The sequence below is a fragment of the Adlercreutzia agrestimuris genome (genome assembly GCF_943193125.1).
In the GTDB taxonomy this organism is placed as follows: domain Bacteria; phylum Actinomycetota; class Coriobacteriia; order Coriobacteriales; family Eggerthellaceae; genus Xiamenia; species Xiamenia agrestimuris.
Genome location: NZ_CALPCX010000002.1, coordinates 351,994 through 369,067 on the forward strand (window position 1 = coordinate 351,994; position 17,074 = coordinate 369,067).

At 51.3% G+C, this 17,074-nt stretch carries 15 protein-coding genes; 12 read left to right on the forward strand and 3 right to left on the reverse strand.

What is annotated here, in order from left to right; translation table 11 throughout:
* Positions 1–174 precede the first annotated feature (174 nt).
* Positions 175–534, reverse strand: a complete 360-nt coding sequence (locus tag NFR28_RS04685; RefSeq protein WP_251178671.1) for a hypothetical protein — start codon at positions 532–534, stop codon at positions 175–177.
* A gap of 220 nt (positions 535–754) precedes the next feature.
* Between NFR28_RS04685 and NFR28_RS04690 the strand changes: the two genes are divergently transcribed.
* Positions 755–3,226 carry an ATP-dependent helicase gene (locus NFR28_RS04690; RefSeq protein WP_251178672.1) on the forward strand — a complete coding sequence of 824 codons (2,472 nt, stop codon included), beginning with the start codon at positions 755–757 and terminating at the stop codon, positions 3,224–3,226.
* A gap of 72 nt (positions 3,227–3,298) precedes the next feature.
* On the opposite strand, the gene sdaAA is transcribed toward NFR28_RS04690, so the two are convergent.
* Positions 3,299–5,071, reverse strand: a complete 1,773-nt coding sequence (gene sdaAA / locus NFR28_RS04695; protein WP_275556965.1) for an L-serine ammonia-lyase, iron-sulfur-dependent, subunit alpha — start codon at positions 5,069–5,071, stop codon at positions 3,299–3,301.
* Between the two features lie 154 nt (positions 5,072–5,225).
* Here sdaAA and NFR28_RS04700 point away from each other — a divergent pair, with 154 nt between their 5' ends.
* The 3 genes from NFR28_RS04700 (at position 5,226) to NFR28_RS04710 (ending at position 8,306) form a co-directional block, all read left to right on the forward strand.
* Positions 5,226–6,593, forward strand: a complete 1,368-nt coding sequence (locus tag NFR28_RS04700) for a putative manganese-dependent inorganic diphosphatase (RefSeq protein WP_251178673.1) — start codon at positions 5,226–5,228, stop codon at positions 6,591–6,593.
* Positions 6,594–6,758: 165 nt separating this feature from the next.
* On the forward strand, positions 6,759–7,127 hold the full coding sequence (locus NFR28_RS04705; RefSeq protein WP_251178674.1) for a hypothetical protein: 369 nt from the start codon (positions 6,759–6,761) through the stop codon (positions 7,125–7,127).
* A 63-nt stretch (positions 7,128–7,190) separates the two neighbouring features.
* Positions 7,191–8,306 (forward strand): M20/M25/M40 family metallo-hydrolase, encoded by a 1,116-nt coding sequence (locus tag NFR28_RS04710; RefSeq protein ID WP_251178675.1) that lies wholly within the window; start codon positions 7,191–7,193, stop codon positions 8,304–8,306.
* Positions 8,307–8,321: 15 nt separating this feature from the next.
* Here the strand turns inward: NFR28_RS04710 and NFR28_RS04715 are convergent, their stop codons facing one another.
* Entirely contained in the window at positions 8,322–9,803 is a 1,482-nt protein-coding gene (locus tag NFR28_RS04715) for a response regulator transcription factor (protein ID WP_251178676.1), read from the reverse strand.
* A gap of 324 nt (positions 9,804–10,127) precedes the next feature.
* Between NFR28_RS04715 and NFR28_RS04720 the strand changes: the two genes are divergently transcribed.
* The 8 genes from NFR28_RS04720 (at position 10,128) to rplW (ending at position 17,006) form a co-directional block, all read left to right on the forward strand.
* Positions 10,128–11,711: an FAD-dependent oxidoreductase gene (locus NFR28_RS04720; RefSeq protein ID WP_251178677.1), complete on the forward strand. Its 1,584-nt coding sequence runs from the start codon at positions 10,128–10,130 to the stop codon at positions 11,709–11,711.
* Between the two features lie 296 nt (positions 11,712–12,007).
* Positions 12,008–12,379 carry a 30S ribosomal protein S12 gene (gene rpsL / locus NFR28_RS04725; RefSeq protein WP_120360995.1) on the forward strand — a complete coding sequence of 124 codons (372 nt, stop codon included), beginning with the start codon at positions 12,008–12,010 and terminating at the stop codon, positions 12,377–12,379.
* A 119-nt stretch (positions 12,380–12,498) separates the two neighbouring features.
* Positions 12,499–12,969, forward strand: a complete 471-nt coding sequence (gene rpsG / locus NFR28_RS04730; protein WP_251178678.1) for a 30S ribosomal protein S7 — start codon at positions 12,499–12,501, stop codon at positions 12,967–12,969.
* 15 nt (positions 12,970–12,984) lie between these two features.
* Positions 12,985–15,087: an elongation factor G gene (gene fusA, locus NFR28_RS04735; protein ID WP_251178679.1), complete on the forward strand. Its 2,103-nt coding sequence runs from the start codon at positions 12,985–12,987 to the stop codon at positions 15,085–15,087.
* 37 nt (positions 15,088–15,124) lie between these two features.
* Positions 15,125–15,433: a 30S ribosomal protein S10 gene (rpsJ, locus tag NFR28_RS04740; RefSeq protein WP_120360998.1), complete on the forward strand. Its 309-nt coding sequence runs from the start codon at positions 15,125–15,127 to the stop codon at positions 15,431–15,433.
* Positions 15,434–15,447: 14 nt separating this feature from the next.
* Positions 15,448–16,071: a 50S ribosomal protein L3 gene (gene rplC, locus NFR28_RS04745; RefSeq protein ID WP_120360999.1), complete on the forward strand. Its 624-nt coding sequence runs from the start codon at positions 15,448–15,450 to the stop codon at positions 16,069–16,071.
* A 24-nt stretch (positions 16,072–16,095) separates the two neighbouring features.
* Positions 16,096–16,719, forward strand: coding sequence for a 50S ribosomal protein L4 (rplD, locus tag NFR28_RS04750; protein WP_251178680.1), 624 nt, complete (start codon positions 16,096–16,098; stop codon positions 16,717–16,719).
* Positions 16,719–17,006, forward strand: a complete 288-nt coding sequence (rplW, locus tag NFR28_RS04755; RefSeq protein WP_251178681.1) for a 50S ribosomal protein L23 — start codon at positions 16,719–16,721, stop codon at positions 17,004–17,006. The genes rplD and rplW overlap by 1 nt, the downstream gene beginning before the upstream one ends.
* Positions 17,007–17,074 lie beyond the last annotated feature (68 nt).

A 17,074-nucleotide genomic window follows, 5' to 3' on the forward strand; every position in this document is an offset into this window, starting at 1 on the left:
TCTCACTGTATTCCCAGTTCACAACTAAAAAATGATTCACGTGAACCGCAAACGTGCGAAGCGGGCAGGCGCGCGAAGCAGGCAGGAGCGCGAAGCGGGCGTGCACCTCTCGGTGCACGGCCACACGATCGCGAAACGGGCACGAGCGCGTCCGCGGTAGTATGGCTGCAGAGGCTATTGCGCAGTTGGTGTTTCGTTTGACCCGAGGTCTTCGGGAGTAACTTCTTCGGCGAACTCCGTGTCAGCTTCTCTTTGCGCCTGGTTTGGAGTAGCCCAATCGCCCGCAACCATGAATGCAATTATGAGCACAATAACTGCAACAATGGCGATGATAGACCAGATAAGCCCAGGATGTTTGGACTTTGAACCGGCAGGACCGTCAGTGTCTACTTCAAACTCTTGCATCGCGGGAAATTCGGGATCAGCTGCCGAAGACTCTAAGACAGTTGGCTCATCATTTGCCAGTACGTCTTTAGCATGTGCCTTCTTTGACTCTTGAAGTATCTTTTCGTCAACGCGTGGAACAGGCTTCATAGTGTGTCCTCTCGCTTTGAAATTCTGAGTATTACTGTCGTATATCGTACGTTTCCTTGCCTGAGGGAAGGGGTGAAGGCGAATAGTTGTAGGAAGCAATTTGCGCATTTGTGGATGAGGTGTAATACACCGTTTTATTGCGAGCCACCCCTGAGCTCACCTCAACCTCGCGCTACAATACGAGCCCGAAGAAATTGAGAAGCAACAAGGAGCACAGGGTATGCCCATTGATATTGACTCGTTAAATGAACCTCAACGAGAAGCCGTCATTACTACCGAAGGTCCGCTTCTGGTTTTGGCGGGCGCAGGATCAGGCAAAACGCGCGTATTGACGTATCGAATTGCCAACTTGATTGAGAACTTAAACGTTGCGCCATGGCAGATTTTAGCCATCACGTTTACCAATAAAGCTGCTGCTGAAATGCGCGAACGTTTGGCAGGGCTGGTTGGTCCGTCAAGTCGTGGAATGTGGGTTTCAACGTTTCATAGTATGTGCGTGCGCATTTTGCGCGCCGATGCAGACCGGTTGGGCTTCACCAAAAACTTCACCATTTACGACACTGACGACATGAAGCGCTTGTATGGCGAAGTTATGGCTGAGCTCTCAATTGATGCGAAGCGCTTTCCGAAAAACATGGTCATGAATCGTGTCTCCGCTGCGAAAAATGAGCTCATTTTGCCAGCGGAATTTGAGCTGAAATATTCCGACTTTATCAGCAAAGAGGTGGCGAAGGTTTACGAGCGCGTCCAGCAACGCCTCAAAGCAGCCAACGCGTTTGATTTTGACGACTTGCTGCTTTACGCCTATCTCTTGCTGCGCGATAACCCTGATGTCTTACAAGCTTATCAGCAGCGCTTTCGCTATATTATGGTTGACGAGTATCAGGATACCAACCATGCGCAGTATTGCATCACTACACTGTTAGCGCAGGCGCACGAAAACATTATGGTCGTTGGTGACGACGATCAGTCAATTTACTCGTGGCGCGGAGCTGACATTCGCAATATTTTGGAGTTTGAGAAGGACTATCCAAAAGCAAAAACGGTGAAGCTTGAGCAGAATTATCGCAGCGTGGGCAATGTTCTTGCGGCGGCGAATGCTGTGATAGCCAACAATCAGCATCGCAAAGAGAAACGCCTGTTCACAAGCTCTGATGATGGCGACAAGATCCAAGTATATGTGGCCAGCGATGAGCGTGATGAGGGTAGATGGATAGCCGGTGAGATTGAAAAGCTGCGCCGTGCGGACTTCTCGTATAACCAGATGGCAGTTTTTTATCGAACCAACGCTCAGTCACGTACGCTTGAAGATATGTTTTTGCGTGCGGGCGTGCCGTATCGCATCGTTGGTGGCGTACGATTCTTTGATCGCGCGGAGATTCGCGATGTGATGGCGTATCTTACGCTTGTGGTAAATCCAGCTGATGATATTTCGGCAAAGCGCGTGATTAATGTGCCGCGTCGCGGCATTGGCAAGAGTACTATCGAACATATTGATGCGGTTGCGCGAGAGATGAACCTCACCTTTATGGATGCTGCAGAGCAAATTCTGACTGATGAGGCGGTGCGTCCTGCCACGCGTTTGGCGGTGGGTCGTTTCGTGGAGTTCATTAAGGAAGCGCGTTCTTACGCTGGTGATCTGCGAAAAGTGGTTGAAATGATCATCGACCGCGCAGAGCTAATCACCACGCTTCGTCAGGAAGGAACCGACGAGGCACAAAGCCGCATTGAGAACATCCAAGAGTTTTTGGGCGTTGTGGATGAGTTCAAAGACAGCCACGACATTGAAGATGCCTTCTTTGCGCCGCCGACTGCATCAGAAGATGAAGTAGCGCCGTTTGCGGACACAGCTTCGCAAGCCTCTCTGTCCAGTGGCGAAATCACGGCAATAGATGAGGCCGGCAATATGATGTTTGCCATTGAAGTGCCTGATGCAGCGCCTGTTGAGGACGCTGAGCCCGTCCGCGTATTGCGCGGGGACTCGCTTGCGGACTTCTTGGAGTGGGTGCGCCTGAGAACTGACTTGGACTCCATGACCGAAGATGGTCATGCGGTTACGCTTATGACAGTGCACTCATCAAAAGGCTTGGAATTTGATTGCGTGTTTGTGGCGGGTATGGAAGAAACAATCTTCCCGCACATGAATAGTGTTGGTGATCCTGTTGGCGTTGAGGAGGAGCGTCGTTTGGCCTATGTTGCCATCACGCGTGCTCGTAAAAAACTCTATTTGACCTGCGCGAATGCGCGTCAACTTTTCGGTCAGTCCTCATCGAATCCCATTTCGCGTTTTATTCACGAGATCCCTTCTGAGCTTCGTCAGACAACAGGGCTTGGCTCAGCGGGCTTTTCTGGTACGGGCTGGGAGAAGCGCGGAAGTCGCAGAGGCATTGCAGGTAGTGGTGCTGAAGCGGGCGAAGGTCGCGTGTTTGGCCGCTCAAGTGCGTCAGGTTCTGCGGGCAGGCGAGACGCTCGTCAAAGCCGCGTGGGCAATTCCTATGCGCGCCCCGACGCCGGCAAAAAGGCGGCAGCATCTATGAGCTTTGCTGTGGGTGACATGGTTGACCACAAGACGTTTGGGCGTGGTCGGGTGACGAAGGTTGATGGAGATACCCTCTATATCAAGTTCGCCAAAACCAACCAAACTAAAAAGCTGCTTAAGGACTATGCGCCCATTGTGAAGCTGAATGGCTAAAAGCGCCAACTCGTTTAGCTCGCGCAGGTGGGCGAAGCGCTTGCTTGCGTGAGCTAAAAGACAACAACCCGCTTAACTGCACTTGGCGCACAATACGCACGCGCTTGGGGTAGCGGCAAGACCGCCGAGTGCACTTTCTCGCAGCTCAAAAGGAAGCGAGCGACCAACTGCATAAAGCGCCCACACAGTTTCGTCGAAATTGATGAGATTTGAGATGTTTGCAAGCGCCATTTGCGCAGCTACCAGTGCATTTGCTGCTCCTGTTGCGTTGCGCTTCTGGCAAGGCGCTTCCACGAGGCCACCTATTGGATCGCACACCAATCCCATCAGCCCCGTAAGCGCAGTTGCTGCCGCAGCCAAGCACTGCTGCGGCGTGCCGCCAAGAAGCTCCACTGCAGCTGAGGCCGCCATAGCTGACGCGGTGCCAACCTCAGCCTGGCATCCGCCCTCAGCACCTGAAACGGTGGCGTTTCGCATAATGAGCATGCCAATGGCAGCAGCGTTTGCAAGACCGCGTTCAAGCTGGGCATCGCTGAGACCATGCGCCTCTTGCAGCGCAAACAAAACCGCAGGTAATACGCCTGATGCACCCGCGGTGGGTGCCGCTACAATCTTGCCCATTGAAGCGTTGGTCTCAAGGACCGCCAGCGCATAAGTGATTGCATGAGCTAACAGCGGATCTGCCAAACTGTCTGTCTTTTCTGCATAGGTGCGCGCCTGCTGGGCTTCACCACCAATAAGTCCGCCCATAGAAGTGCGCGGGTTGCTGAGCGCCTCGTCAACCGACGCACGCATAACGCGCAGTGCCTCGCTCAGGTAGCGTTTTGTGTCATCAACGGCTAAGCCGCACGATGCCAAAAGACAGCGCTCGCGTCTGCATATAGCATCTGATAAGGGCATATGCTCTTTTTCGCAAAAACTCAGCAGCTCTTCGCCTGATGCAAAATCAAGCTGCTCAAACAATGAGGTTGCCTCTTCGGCTGTCAGATCAATTCCAAATCCGGTAGGTTCAAGCCCTTCGGCCGCCAATTCTTCGGCAGAGCGTGGGGCATGCGTGTCTTCTGAGCGATCAGAGGGAAGGAGCGAGACGCTTAAGATGTCGGGGTAATCTCCAATTGCCAGCAGGATATCCTCATTGATAGCGTCGTCGGTTTCCATGACTGTATAGGCAATATCACCTTTGCGTTCGCGAAAAAGCCTGGTGGTAGCAATGTTGATGTCAAAATCCGAGAGCTTTTGCGCAATGTGCGCCAGAACGCCTTTGACGTCTTTTTGCTTGATGACGATGCTGTGATATTGCCCGCCTAGCAGCACCTCTACACCATTGATGGAGCGAATTTGTGCAGCGCCACCGCCAATAGATTCGCCACGTACCCAGGTTTCAACCCCATTTTCGTCAATCACATGCACGTCTACGGTGTTAGGGTGGGGTGTATCAACATCGGGTACAGCAATAAACTCAAACGCAAGACCACGCTCTTGTGCCAGCGCAAACGAATCGCGAATGCGCACGTCATCCGCACCAAAACCAAGCATGCCGCCAAGCAGTGCGCGGTCGGTGCCGTGCCCGTGATAGGTATGCGCAAAGCTGCCATACAAATAGAATTCCACCCGAACCGGGGCAGCGGCAAGTAGTTTAAGTGTCATTGAGGCAATGCGAAGTGCCCCAGCCGTGTGAGAGCTTGACGGTCCAATCATGATAGGGCCAATCACATCGCGAACACCCAAAAGTGACGGAGCAGCGTTTTGCTGTGGTGGCGAAGGGGGCTTGCTCAGCGCATTGGGTTCATGAGACTCAGAGCTATTTTGTCTCGCAACGGGTGATATTTGAGCTGTTTGCGTCATTATTGTGCCCTTTCGGTGCGCTATTTGTCCGTTACTCTAAACGTAGTTAGCGATGTATAACTCTATGGTACACTGCTTCGCTGGTTTTGGAGCAAAATGCAAAAGAATCGGAACTTTTCCTCTGTAAAGCACAAGCAAGAAGGATGCGTACTATATGACAAAGCCAATCATGGTTGTGGGACATAAAAACCCTGACAATGACTCAATTTGTGCCGCTGTTGGATATGCTTATCTCAAAAACGAGTTAGCAAAACGCGAAACAAAAGAGGGCGAAGTGGCTCCCGTTTATACACCAGTTCGTCTTGGACCGCTGCCTCCAGAGAGTGCTTGGGTGCTTGAGCAAAATGGTATTGATGCACCAGACATGATTGGACATGTGCATGCACGCGTGTCAGACGTAATGACCGAAAACCCTATCTCTATCAGCCACAGCGCTACCATTATGGAAGCTGGGCGACTGCTTCGCCAGCATAATATTCGTGCGCTTGTTGTGACAAATGAAGATGGAACTTATCGCGGGCTCATCACTACGCGCATGATTGCTGAGCGCTATGTTGCAGCAACTGATTTGCTGGTTGATAACGCATCAAACCAGATGGCTGTTGCAGGTGACTTGATCAATTCGCTTGGGCAGAGCGTTGACGAGCTTACTGAAACCGACGTGATTAAGCTGCACAAAGATGGTCTGCTCAAAGAAGCAGTGGAAGACTTGATGGCAAGTGAGCTTCGCGAGGCTATCGTGCTTGATGATGATGGGTTCGCCATTGGTATTGTGACGCGCTCGGACGTGGCGCATCACCCAAAGCGCAAGGTGATTTTAGTTGATCATAACGAACGACGTCAGGCTGCCAATGGCATTGACGAAGCTGAAGTTGTTGAGATTATTGATCACCATCGCATTGCAGATGTAACCACGGCAAACCCCATCAAGTTCTTGAATTTGCCTGCAGGTTCAACGGCTACCATTGTGGCAATGGAGTTCCGCCGCCAAAACGTAGAACTTCCTGCGCACATTGCGCGCGTGCTGCTCTCGGCGCTGCTCACCGATACCGTTATCATGAAATCTCCGACTACCACTGACGTTGATCGTGATATTGCTCAATTTTTGGGCGAAGTGGGCAACGTTGATCCGGTGGAATTTGGCTTGGAAGTCTTTAAATCACGCGCAGTTAATGGCGATGTTCCTGTTGAGAAGCTTGTTGGCGCTGATTCCAAAGAGTTTCAAGTGGGAGACTCCACCGTACTTATTGCTCAGCATGAGACGGTTGATCTGCAAGGCGTTTTGGCGCGAGAGCCAGAAATTCGCGCGCATATGAAGCACTTGCAGAAAGATCATGGGTATGAATTCGTGCTCTTGATGGTGACCGACATTGTGGCTGAGGGTAGTCAGTTTCTCTGCGAAGGAAATCATCGCGTAGTCAATCGTGTCTTTAACATTGATTGTTCTGGCAAAGGTGGCACGTGGATGCCAGGTATTTTGAGTCGCAAGAAGCAAGTGGCCGCAAAGATCTTGGAAGCTTAGCTGTGTGCATAAGCCGAATGTGCTGCTCTTGTGTCGGTTCGGCTCCTTCGGGCAAATGTCGCTTTACAGCTTGCATCGCGAGGACTATAACAGAAATCAGAAACCATAAAACGCCTCCATTTCGGGGGCGTTTTCCACGCAGGACATCATAGGGAGATGACAGCTGTGGCAGAAATACTGGAAGCACTCATGTTGGTGTGTTTCGGACTTTCATGGCCTTTGAATGCGTACAAGAATTACAAAGCGAGAACTGCTGCTGGGTCAAGTTGGCAGTTTATCGCGCTCATTACGTTAGGATATATAGCAGGTATAACCGCTAAGTTTATATCGGGATCTATAAACTGGGTATTGGCGGTATACTTCATAAACTTGGCATGTTTGGGAATTAATTGGGCGGTATATTTCCGCAATTGCAAACTTGATGCCGAGCGCGAAGAAGTGGCGCAGGAGGTTGTTGCTGAGGCTGAGGAGTTGCTTGATGATGTGCAACGCGCCCCTCAACCAACGATGGCAAACGCTCATTTTGCAGCATAGGCACTCTGGTCTTGCTCTGCCGCGCCTTCGTTTAGAGAAGAAACACATAAGGAGTTACCACCTATGAACAATGAGCGATTGTTGTCACTTTTTTGCGAATTGGTGCAAATTGAAAGTCCTTCGCGCAATGAGGCTGACATGGCTGCACGCTGTGAGCAAGAGTTATCCGATTTGGGCTTTTCCGTTGAATTCGACAATTCCGCTTCGTCAACTGGATCTACGACGGGAAATCTTATTGCGCATTTGCCCGGCACGCATCCTGGCAGCATTGTTCTTTCTGCTCATATGGATACTGTAGAGCCGTGTGTGGGTATTGTTCCAAAGGTGGAAAACGGCGTTGTCAGATCAGAGGGTCAAACTATCCTTTCGGCTGATGACAAGGCCGGCATTGCGGCAATATTTGAAGCAGTTCGCACGATTGTTGAGCAAGGCGCGCCGCGACCTGACATAACCATTGTGCTGACCACCTGTGAAGAGCTGAGTCTTTTGGGGGCAGGAGCGCTTGATATTAGTAGAATCCCTGTTGATGCACCATGTTTCATTTTTGATGCTGACGGAGTACCTGGGACGGTAATCATGGGCGCCCCTTGTCATCGGAGCTTTGCTGCGTGTTTCGCTGGGCGTGCTGCGCATGCCGGTGTAGAGCCTGAGGCGGGCATCTCGGCTATTCAAATGGCGGCAAGTGCTATTGCAAATATGAAGCTTGGCCGACTTGATGAGATTACCACTGCCAACGTTGGCGTTATTGAAGGTGGTTCAGAAACGAATGTTGTCCCTGAGCAATGCATGGTAAGAGGCGAGTGCCGATCACTTGATAAAGCGCGGGCGGATGCATGCGTTCAAGCAATGTCAACTGCGCTCGAAAATGCCGCCAAGCAGTTTGGCGGCTCGGTGGAGTATACGTGGCATGAAGATTATGGCGCGGTGCGCTATGACGACACACATCCACTTGTCCAGCAGATTAAAAGAGCGTGCCACCGTGCTGGTGTGGAGTTTCGTCCGCATATTTCAGGTGGCGGGGCTGACGCAAATATCTTGTGCACGCGCGGGGTAGATGCCATTACGCTTGGAATTGGTATGACAAACTTCCATTCAGTGGACGAATATATCACCGTGCAAGATCTTGAGGATTGCACAAAACTTGCCTATGCCCTCATCGAAGAAGCTGTTAAAGCTTAGTGACGTCAACAACAACTACTCATCCATGGTGTTCACGAGCTGGATCACTTCATCTCTGCTGTGCACATTCAGTTTGGCGTAAATGTGACGAATATGGCTTTTCGCCGTGCCGTTTGAAATGCACAGTTCTTGCTGAATGCGCGGCGTTGATTTTCCTTGCGCCAACAATGCAAGAATCTCTTCTTCGCGCAGTGTAAGCCCATGGAGGCGAGCCACTTGCGCACATCTGCCGGAAAGTGATTCTCGATACGTTGCTGTTTCATGCCGCGTTTTGACAGGGGTAATACCCCAGGTGGTTTCCAGATCTGTTTCGTTGAGAAGGAACATTGAAAACGCTACCAGCACAATTACGACAATGTTGGTAAGCAGCAAGATGCCGCTTTCGTCGAGTACTGCCCACGCGCTTGTGCCGCAATATGAACCCAAAACACTTGCAATAACGCGCGCGGCACGCGTGAGACCAAACAGCCAGATGGCTAATACGCCATAGCGAGAGCAAATGGTGGAAAGCACGATCATGGTAAGAATGACGAAACTGGCGTGCGACATGTTAAGCATAATTCCCGCAACAAGCAAACCGCCACCTTGCACAAATGGTTGCAAGAGGGCACCTGCCACCATGAGAGGCAAAGCAATGCGGAAAAGATAGCGCACATCAAAACGCTCGAAGAAAAACAGTGCGAAAACAAGCACGATGAGTGCGGCGAAGGCTACACCGAGCATCGTGAGGTCATTAAGAACACCGCCAGTGGTGCGGCAGAAATTCATGGTGAAAGAGTATGCTGCCATAAGCAGCATCGGTCGAACTGGGAAGCTCCATTTTTGCTGCGAGTCTCTATCAAGTGCATCAGCAATAGCGCTTGCTTCGTTGCGTTTTGCTTCATCGGCAGTGGTAAGTTGAAGCTTAATCATGTTCATGCTTGCCACAAAGCATCCTGCGCTGATCATTGGTAAGGCCGCAGTAATAAAAAGTGCTACCTGCGGATTGAGCGCCATAATCAAAAGATGAAGTACAACCGCAAGAAGAAACGAACTGGAATAATACAGCGCAACTTGTCGCATGGGAAGTGCGGCATAAAACTCGCTCCAGAGCAAAATGATTGCAGCAAGTCCGAGACCGGTAAGCACAGATCCCCCAACCGAAGCAATGACAATGAGTTGATCCATCATGTGTGCTTCGGCAAGAAAGGTAGAGGGGAGCGCCATCAATAACGTACCGACGCACATAAACACACCAGCAACCCAGGGAATAATGGTGCGTCGTGGATGAGCCATAATGCGACGTGCGTTGAGCGCGCAAATGATAAGCGCGAGCGCATTCATGAAATTTGAAATCAAAAAGAGAGGCTCTACTGTTGCGCCGGGAATGGGAGAGGGCGAAGTTGTTGACCCGAATTGCACCGAGTAAATCCATGCCAGGTACACGCCCATCCCCAGGTAACGAATCGGCAGAGCGAAGCCAGGAATCTCAAAGCGGCTTGTTGTTGTTTGCAGCATGTAATTTCCCCCCCCAGTAATGCTGAACTGATTGCCCAAGAGCATTATAGATTTTTCTCGGGCATCTCTCTGCTTATTTTTTATCACCCCCTGAGCTGTGTGCATGCCGCAATTCTCTGACCAGGTAAAACAAAAGAGGGGATGAGAAAAATACTCCCTTTTCTGTGGGTAATATCAGCCCTCAAGGAAGATGACGAGACCCAATTCCGAGGCATAAAGTGACCTCATTGCTTGAGAGCGTACATGAGCCGAGGGGGCGCATGTACACAATCCAAACAGTGCGATGAGGCAAGCCTGTTTGGTCTATACACGAGGAGGAAAGAAATGAAAAAGCATATGATGGGCGAAGGTGTAAGCCGTCGTAACTTCTTAAAGATGGGTGCGGGCGCCGCAGCGCTTGCTGGTGTAGGTGCGCTGGCTGGTTGTGCGCCGCAGAGCAAAACAGACGCCGCGCAAGCTGAATTGGCACAAACGGGCGAACAGGCAAGCGTTGAGGCAGCTGATCCGCTGGCTGCTCCTGCTGCTATTACTGATATTGCAGAGACGCGCGATTATGACATTGTCGTTGTTGGTCTTGGTATGGCGGGTGCTGCATGTGCCTTGTCAGCAACTGAAGGTGGTGCAAAAGTTGCTGTTTTGCAAAAAGGCGACATGTGCCTGACCCATGGTAACTTCTGTGCCATTATTAACAGCCCTGAGTTCACCGAAGCTGGCTGTGAAGAAATTGATGTTGACGCCATGATGAAGCAGTTCAACGCATCAAATAACAACCTTATTAATTGGAGCTTGGTTCGCCGTTACTTCAATGAGTCTCCGGAGTCTGGTAGCTGGATTTTGAAGAAGGCAGAAGAAGCTGGCGTTGAGGCTATCATCCCTGCACCTATTCCTGCTGTCAAGTTCAAGGGTAAGCAAATTGCTGGCGCAATGGGTATGGCTGATTTGGCAGTACAAAAAGGCGCTGAAGTCTTCTATGATTGCCCTGGTGTACAGCTGGTAACTGATGAGTCTGGTGCTGTTACGGGTGTTATCGGCCAAAGCGAAGATGGTTATATCCAGTTCAACGCTTCAAAGGGTGTTGTCCTTGCAACGGGTGACTACGGCAATAATCGTGACATGCTGGCAAAATGGTGCCCCGGTGCACTGCCATTTGAGAACTTCTACAACCCGCCTTACAACGATGGCGAAGGTCACCTCATGGGTCTGTGGGCAGGCGGTCGCATGCAGGAGGCACCGCATCCTAAGATGGTGCATGTGCATCACTATGTTGGTGACGGCGACATTAATGCGCCGATGCGCAAGGCACCGTGGCTCAACATCAACGACTACGGTGAGCGCTTTATGGACGAAAGCACCCTGTATGAGCATCGTTGCAACCAGGCGGTAAAGTATCCCGATGTACATGCAACGCAGATTTTCGATGGCAACTATGAGCAGTATTATGCTCAGATGCCCAACCAGGTTGACCCGGCAAACGATGGCACGCTCGAAGAATTTATTGAGTGGGGCTTTGCCTTCAAGGCTGACACGCTCGAAGAACTTGCTGAACTTGCCGACTTCCCAGCAGAGAACCTGAAGGCTACGGTTGAGCGCTATAACGAATTAGTTGCAAAGGGTCGCGATGATGACTACATGAAGCCAATGGAGTTCATGTATCCCATTGACACTCCTCCTTATTATGCAATTCGCCGTCAATATGTAATTTCTGTAATTACTGGTGGTCTTGAGGTTGATGATAACTGCAACGTTGTGGACGAAGAGTGGAATCCTATTCCTGGTCTGTTTGCAATTGGCAACGTGCAAGGGGGCATGTTTGGTGGCACTGACTATCCCTTTGACATCACCGGTTTGTCGCTTGGCCGCGCTATGACCTTCGGTTATGTAGTTGGTCGCGATCTGGCAAAAGCATAAGAGACATATCTTTCGCCAAAATAATCTCTTCCCTCCAAAACGTAAGCCGCTCAATTTTTGGGCGGCTTACGCGCCATTTACCGTTTGTCTCCACAACTATGGATACTCCCGGCTCCGTGGCGTTTGACAGCCTGCGCTGAGGCTGGTAAAGTTCACCGTCGCGCCTCGAAAGGGGCGTTAGTTTTCGTGTGCGTTGCAGCTGAACGCACATGTAAGCGTTTTCAGCAAGCGCCTGTTTGATGTGCGTACTTCGCGCATATGGACAGGCAAAACCGTAAGGGTAGAAGGAGAATATCTTGCCTACTATCAACCAGTTGGTCCGCAAGGGCCGCCAAAAGTCGGTCGACAAATCAAAGACGCCGGCTCTTAAGGGCAACCCGCAAAAGCGCGGAGTTTGCACGCGTGTGTACACCACTACGCCGAAAAAGCCGAACTCGGCTCTGCGTAAGGTCTGCCGCGTCCGTCTCGTAAATGGCATGGAAGTGACCGCCTACATTCCGGGCGAAGGTCATAACCTCCAGGAGCACTCAATGGTGCTCATTCGCGGCGGTCGTGTAAAGGACCTTCCTGGTGTTCGTTACAAGGTCATCCGCGCAGCACTTGACTGCTCAGCGGTTGACAATCGCAAGCAAGCTCGTAGCCGCTACGGTGCAAAGCGCCCGAAGTAAGCTAACCATTAAGTCGCGCGGGTCAGCGCGAAGTGCCAAGGGGGCACAACGCACATGCTGATCTAATGGATGAATGTCTTGTTCACCCCGAAGCGCGCAGGACCTAAGAAGGAGAACACATGCCGCGTCGTGCAGCAGCAGTCCGTCGTGAAGTAATGCCGGACGCAAAGTACAACAATCGTCTTGTCACGCAGCTGATCAACAAGATCCTGCTTGATGGCAAGAAGTCCACTGCAGAAAACATCGTGTACGGTGCTTTCGACATCATTGAGGAGAAGACCGGTCAAGATCCGCTGTCTGTCTTCAAAAAGGCAATGGACAACGTCCGCCCCACGCTTGAGGTTAAGCCGAAGCGTGTTGGTGGCGCTACCTACCAGGTACCCATGGAGGTCAATTCTCGTCGTGCCACCACGTTGGCAATTCGCTGGATCGTTGACTTCTCTCGCAAGCGCAAAGAGCACACCATGCAGCAGCGCTTGGCTCAGGAGATCATCGATGCATCTGAGAACACTGGTGCTTCAATCAAGCGTCGCGAGGATTTGTACAAGATGGCTGAATCCAACCGTGCATTCTCGCACTACCGCTTCTAAGGAGGGCTTGGATTAATGGCTAAAAACTCGTTGGCTCTCACCCGTAACTTCGGCATCATGGCCCACATTGATGCGGGTAAGACCACTACTACCGAGCGTATTTTGTACTACACCGGCAAGACTCATAAGATCGGTGAGGTACATGATGGCGCTGCTACCATGGACTGGATGATTCAAGAGCAGGAACGCGGCGTAACCATTACCGCAGCTGCTACCACGTGCTTTTGGAAAAAGGATGGCGAAGAGTATCGCTTCCAAATTATTGACACTCCCGGCCACGTTGACTTTACCGCTGAGGTAGAGCGTTCACTGCGTGTTCTGGACGGCACCGTTGCTGTATTTGACGCAGTAGCTGGTGTACAGCCCCAGTCTGAGACCGTTTGGCGTCAGGCTGAGCGCTATGGAGTTCCGCGCATTGCGTTCATTAATAAGTATGACCGCATTGGCGCTGACTTCTTCCATGCAATTCAGACCATGCGTGATCGTCTTGATGCGCCGGCAGTTGCTGCTCAGATCCCGATGGGCGCTGAGGACAACTTCTGGGGTGTTATTGACCTGGTAACCATGACTGCTTGGGACTTCAAGGCAGACGACAAGGGTATGACCTATCCGGAGCCTATGGATGCTATCCCGGCAGAATTTGCTGAAGATGCAGAACTGTATCACCAGGAGCTGCTTGAGGCTGCTGCTGACTGTGATGATGACCTCATGGAGAAGGTTCTCATGGAGGAAGAGATCACGGTTGATGAGCTTAAGGCTGCACTGCGCAAGGGTGTTATTGCTTGTAAGATCAACCCCGTATTTGTGGGTTCTGCTTACAAGAACAAGGGTGTTCAAGAGCTGCTTGACGCAGTTGTTGATTACCTGCCCAGCCCGCTTGATATTCCTGCAATCAAGGGTGTAAACCCTGAGACTGATCAGGAAGAAGAGCGTCCTGCTGACCCGAAGGCACCGTTCTCATCATTGGCATTTAAGATTATGACCGACCCCTACGTTGGCAAGCTGACCTACCTGCGTGTGTACTCTGGTTCACTTGACTCAGGCAGCTATGTACTCAACGCGGTAAAGGACAAGAAAGAGCGCATTGGTCGCTTGCTGCAGATGCACTCTAATCAACGTGTAGACATTGTTAAATGTTCTGCAGGTGACATCGTTGCAGTTGTAGGTTTGAAAGATACCTCAACCGGTGACACCCTCTGCGCTGAGAATGCTCCGATTATCCTTGAGTCCATGGAGTTTGCTGACCCGGTTATTGACATTGCTGTTGAGCCGAAGACCAAAGCTGAGCAGGACAAGATGGCTATTGCTCTTCAGAAGCTTGCTGAGGAAGACCCGACATTCCGCGTGTCAACTAACCATGAGACTGGCCAAACCATTATTGCTGGTATGGGCGAGCTTCACTTGGAAATTATTATCGACCGCTTGCTTCGCGAATTTAAGGTTGAGGCAAACGTTGGTAAACCGCAAGTAGCTTATCGCGAGCGTCCGGGCCATGAGGTCATGAGCGCTGAAGGTAAGTTTGTTCGCCAATCTGGTGGTCGCGGTCAGTACGGTCATGCGGTTATCAATATGTACCCGCAAGAGGCTGGCAAGGGCTACCTGTTTGAGAACAAGATTGTTGGCGGTGTTGTTCCGAAAGAATACATCCCTTCAATTGACAAGGGTATCCAAGAAGCACTTAACTCTGGTGTTTTGGCAGGTTATCCGGTTGAGGACATCCGCGTAGAGCTCATTGATGGTTCTTACCATGATGTTGACTCTTCTGAGGCTGCATTTAAGGTTGCTGGTTCTATGGCAATCAAAGATGCATTGCGCAAGTCTGATCCGGTCCTCCTTGAGCCGGTTATGGCTGTTGAGGTTGAGACGCCTGAAGAGTACACCGGTTTTGTTATGGGCGACATCCCAAGCCGTCGTGGCATGATCCAAGGCCAAGAGCAACGCGGCAACGCTGTTGTTATTGAGGCTAAGGTTCCGCTGGGACAAATGTTTGGCTACGCAACTGATCTTCGTTCAGGTACGCAGGGTCGTGCAACTTACACGATGCAGTTTGACTCTTATGAGCCTGTTCCGAAATCTGTTGCAGAAGAAATTATCAGCAAAGCCGGCGGTAACGCCTAAGGCAAGCACGCGTATCAGCTAATTTGGAGGTAAACAAGTGGCTAATCAAAAGATTCGCATTCGCTTGAAGGGCTATGACCATGAGATCGTAGATCAGTCTACGAAACTCATCGTTGACACCGCCCTCAAGACGGGTGCTAAGGTATCCGGTCCTATTCCGTTGCCGACGGAGCGCAATCTGTACTGCGTTGTAAAAGGCCCGCACGTCAACAAAGACTCACGCGAGCAATTTGAAATGCGTACGCACAAGCGCTTGATCGACATTCTTGAGCCGACGTCAAACACCGTTGACTCACTGATGCGTCTTGATCTTCCCGCCGGTGTTGACATCGAAATCAAGCTGTAAGGGGGTAAAAGACAATGATCAATGCCATTTATGGTAAAAAGGTCGGCATGACCCAGCTGTTTGGCGAGGATGATCGCGTTATCCCCGTAACAGTAATTTTGGCTGAGCCGAACACCATCTGCCAGGTGAAGACCACCGATACCGATGGTTATGAGGCTGTTCAGCTGGGCTTTGGTGCCATTAAAGAACAGAAGGTGAACAAGCCGATGGCTGGTCACTTCGCAAAGCAAGGCGTTGCACCTACGCGCTATCTGCGTGAGGTTCGCGTTGAGAATGCTGGCGAATACAACGTTGGTGACACGCAAACGGTTGCAGCTTTCGCCGAGACGCCTAAGGTTGACGTAACCGGCGTTTCAAAGGGCAAGGGCTTTGCAGGCGTTATCAAGCGCTGGCACTTCGGTGGTGGCCCAGGCGGACACGGTGCACACTTCCACCGCGCTCCTGGTTCAATCGGCCAGTGCGCTACGCCGTCTCGCGTGTTCAAGGGACTCAAGCTCCCGGGACACATGGGCTGCGACACCATCACGGTGAAGAACCTTGAGGTTGTACGCGTGGATGAGGAGCAGAACCTCATCTTGGTTAAGGGTGCAATCCCTGGTGGCAAAAACGGCATCGTTCGTGTTCGCATGTCGAAGTAGAAACCTTAAAGGAGCTTGTATATCATGACGACTATTGAGATCAAAGACGCGAGCGGGAAGAAGGCTGGCACTGCTGACCTGACCCCCTCGGTGTTCGGCATCGAGCCGAACGTGCCCGTCATGCACCAGGTCGTGCGTGCACAGCGCGCCTCCTGGCGACAGGGCACGCATGACACGCGTACGCGTGGCGAAGTTCGTGGCGGCGGCAAGAAGCCGTATCGTCAGAAGGGCACGGGTCGTGCTCGTCAGGGTACTATTCGCGCCCCACAATGGGCTGGCGGCGGTACCGTATTTGGCCCGCATCCGCGCAGCTACGCTTTCAGCGTGAACAAGAAGGAAATCAAGCTGGCTATGCGCTCAGCGCTGTCTGCTAAGCTTGCTGATAATCAGCTGATGGTCGTAAAGGACTTTGACTTTGCAGAGCCCTCAACCAAAGAGGCTGCAGCAGCTCTCAAGGCACTTGACTTGAGCGGTCGCATCACGCTTGTTATTGCTGACGACGCAGTAAACACCTTCTTGTCATTCCGTAATATCCAATCGGTGACTATCGTTCCTGCGCGTTCGATCAACACCTATGACTTGATTGACAACAAGATGCTGGTTGTTACCGAGTCTGCACTGAAGTACATCGAGGAGGTGCTTGCATAATGAACAAGGATCCCCGCGAGGTCATCATTCGCCCCGTGATTACGGAGCACAGCTATGACATGATGGAGCGCAACACCTACACCTTTGAGGTGGCTAAGGATGCGAACAAAATTGAGATCCGTCAGGCTATTGAGGCTATCTTTGACGTAACGGTTACCAAGGTTAACACCTTGAACGTAAAATCAAAGCCGAAGCGCGTGCGTTACCAGACTGGTCGCACCCGCACGTGGAAGAAGGCCATGGTTACGCTCAAAGAGGGCGACACCATTGAGTTGTTCGCTTCTTAAGAGCTGAGCTATTAGCTTAAGCGCAGAAGCGTAGTTCATGTTTAAAGACCCTGGATGCCTCTTAAGGT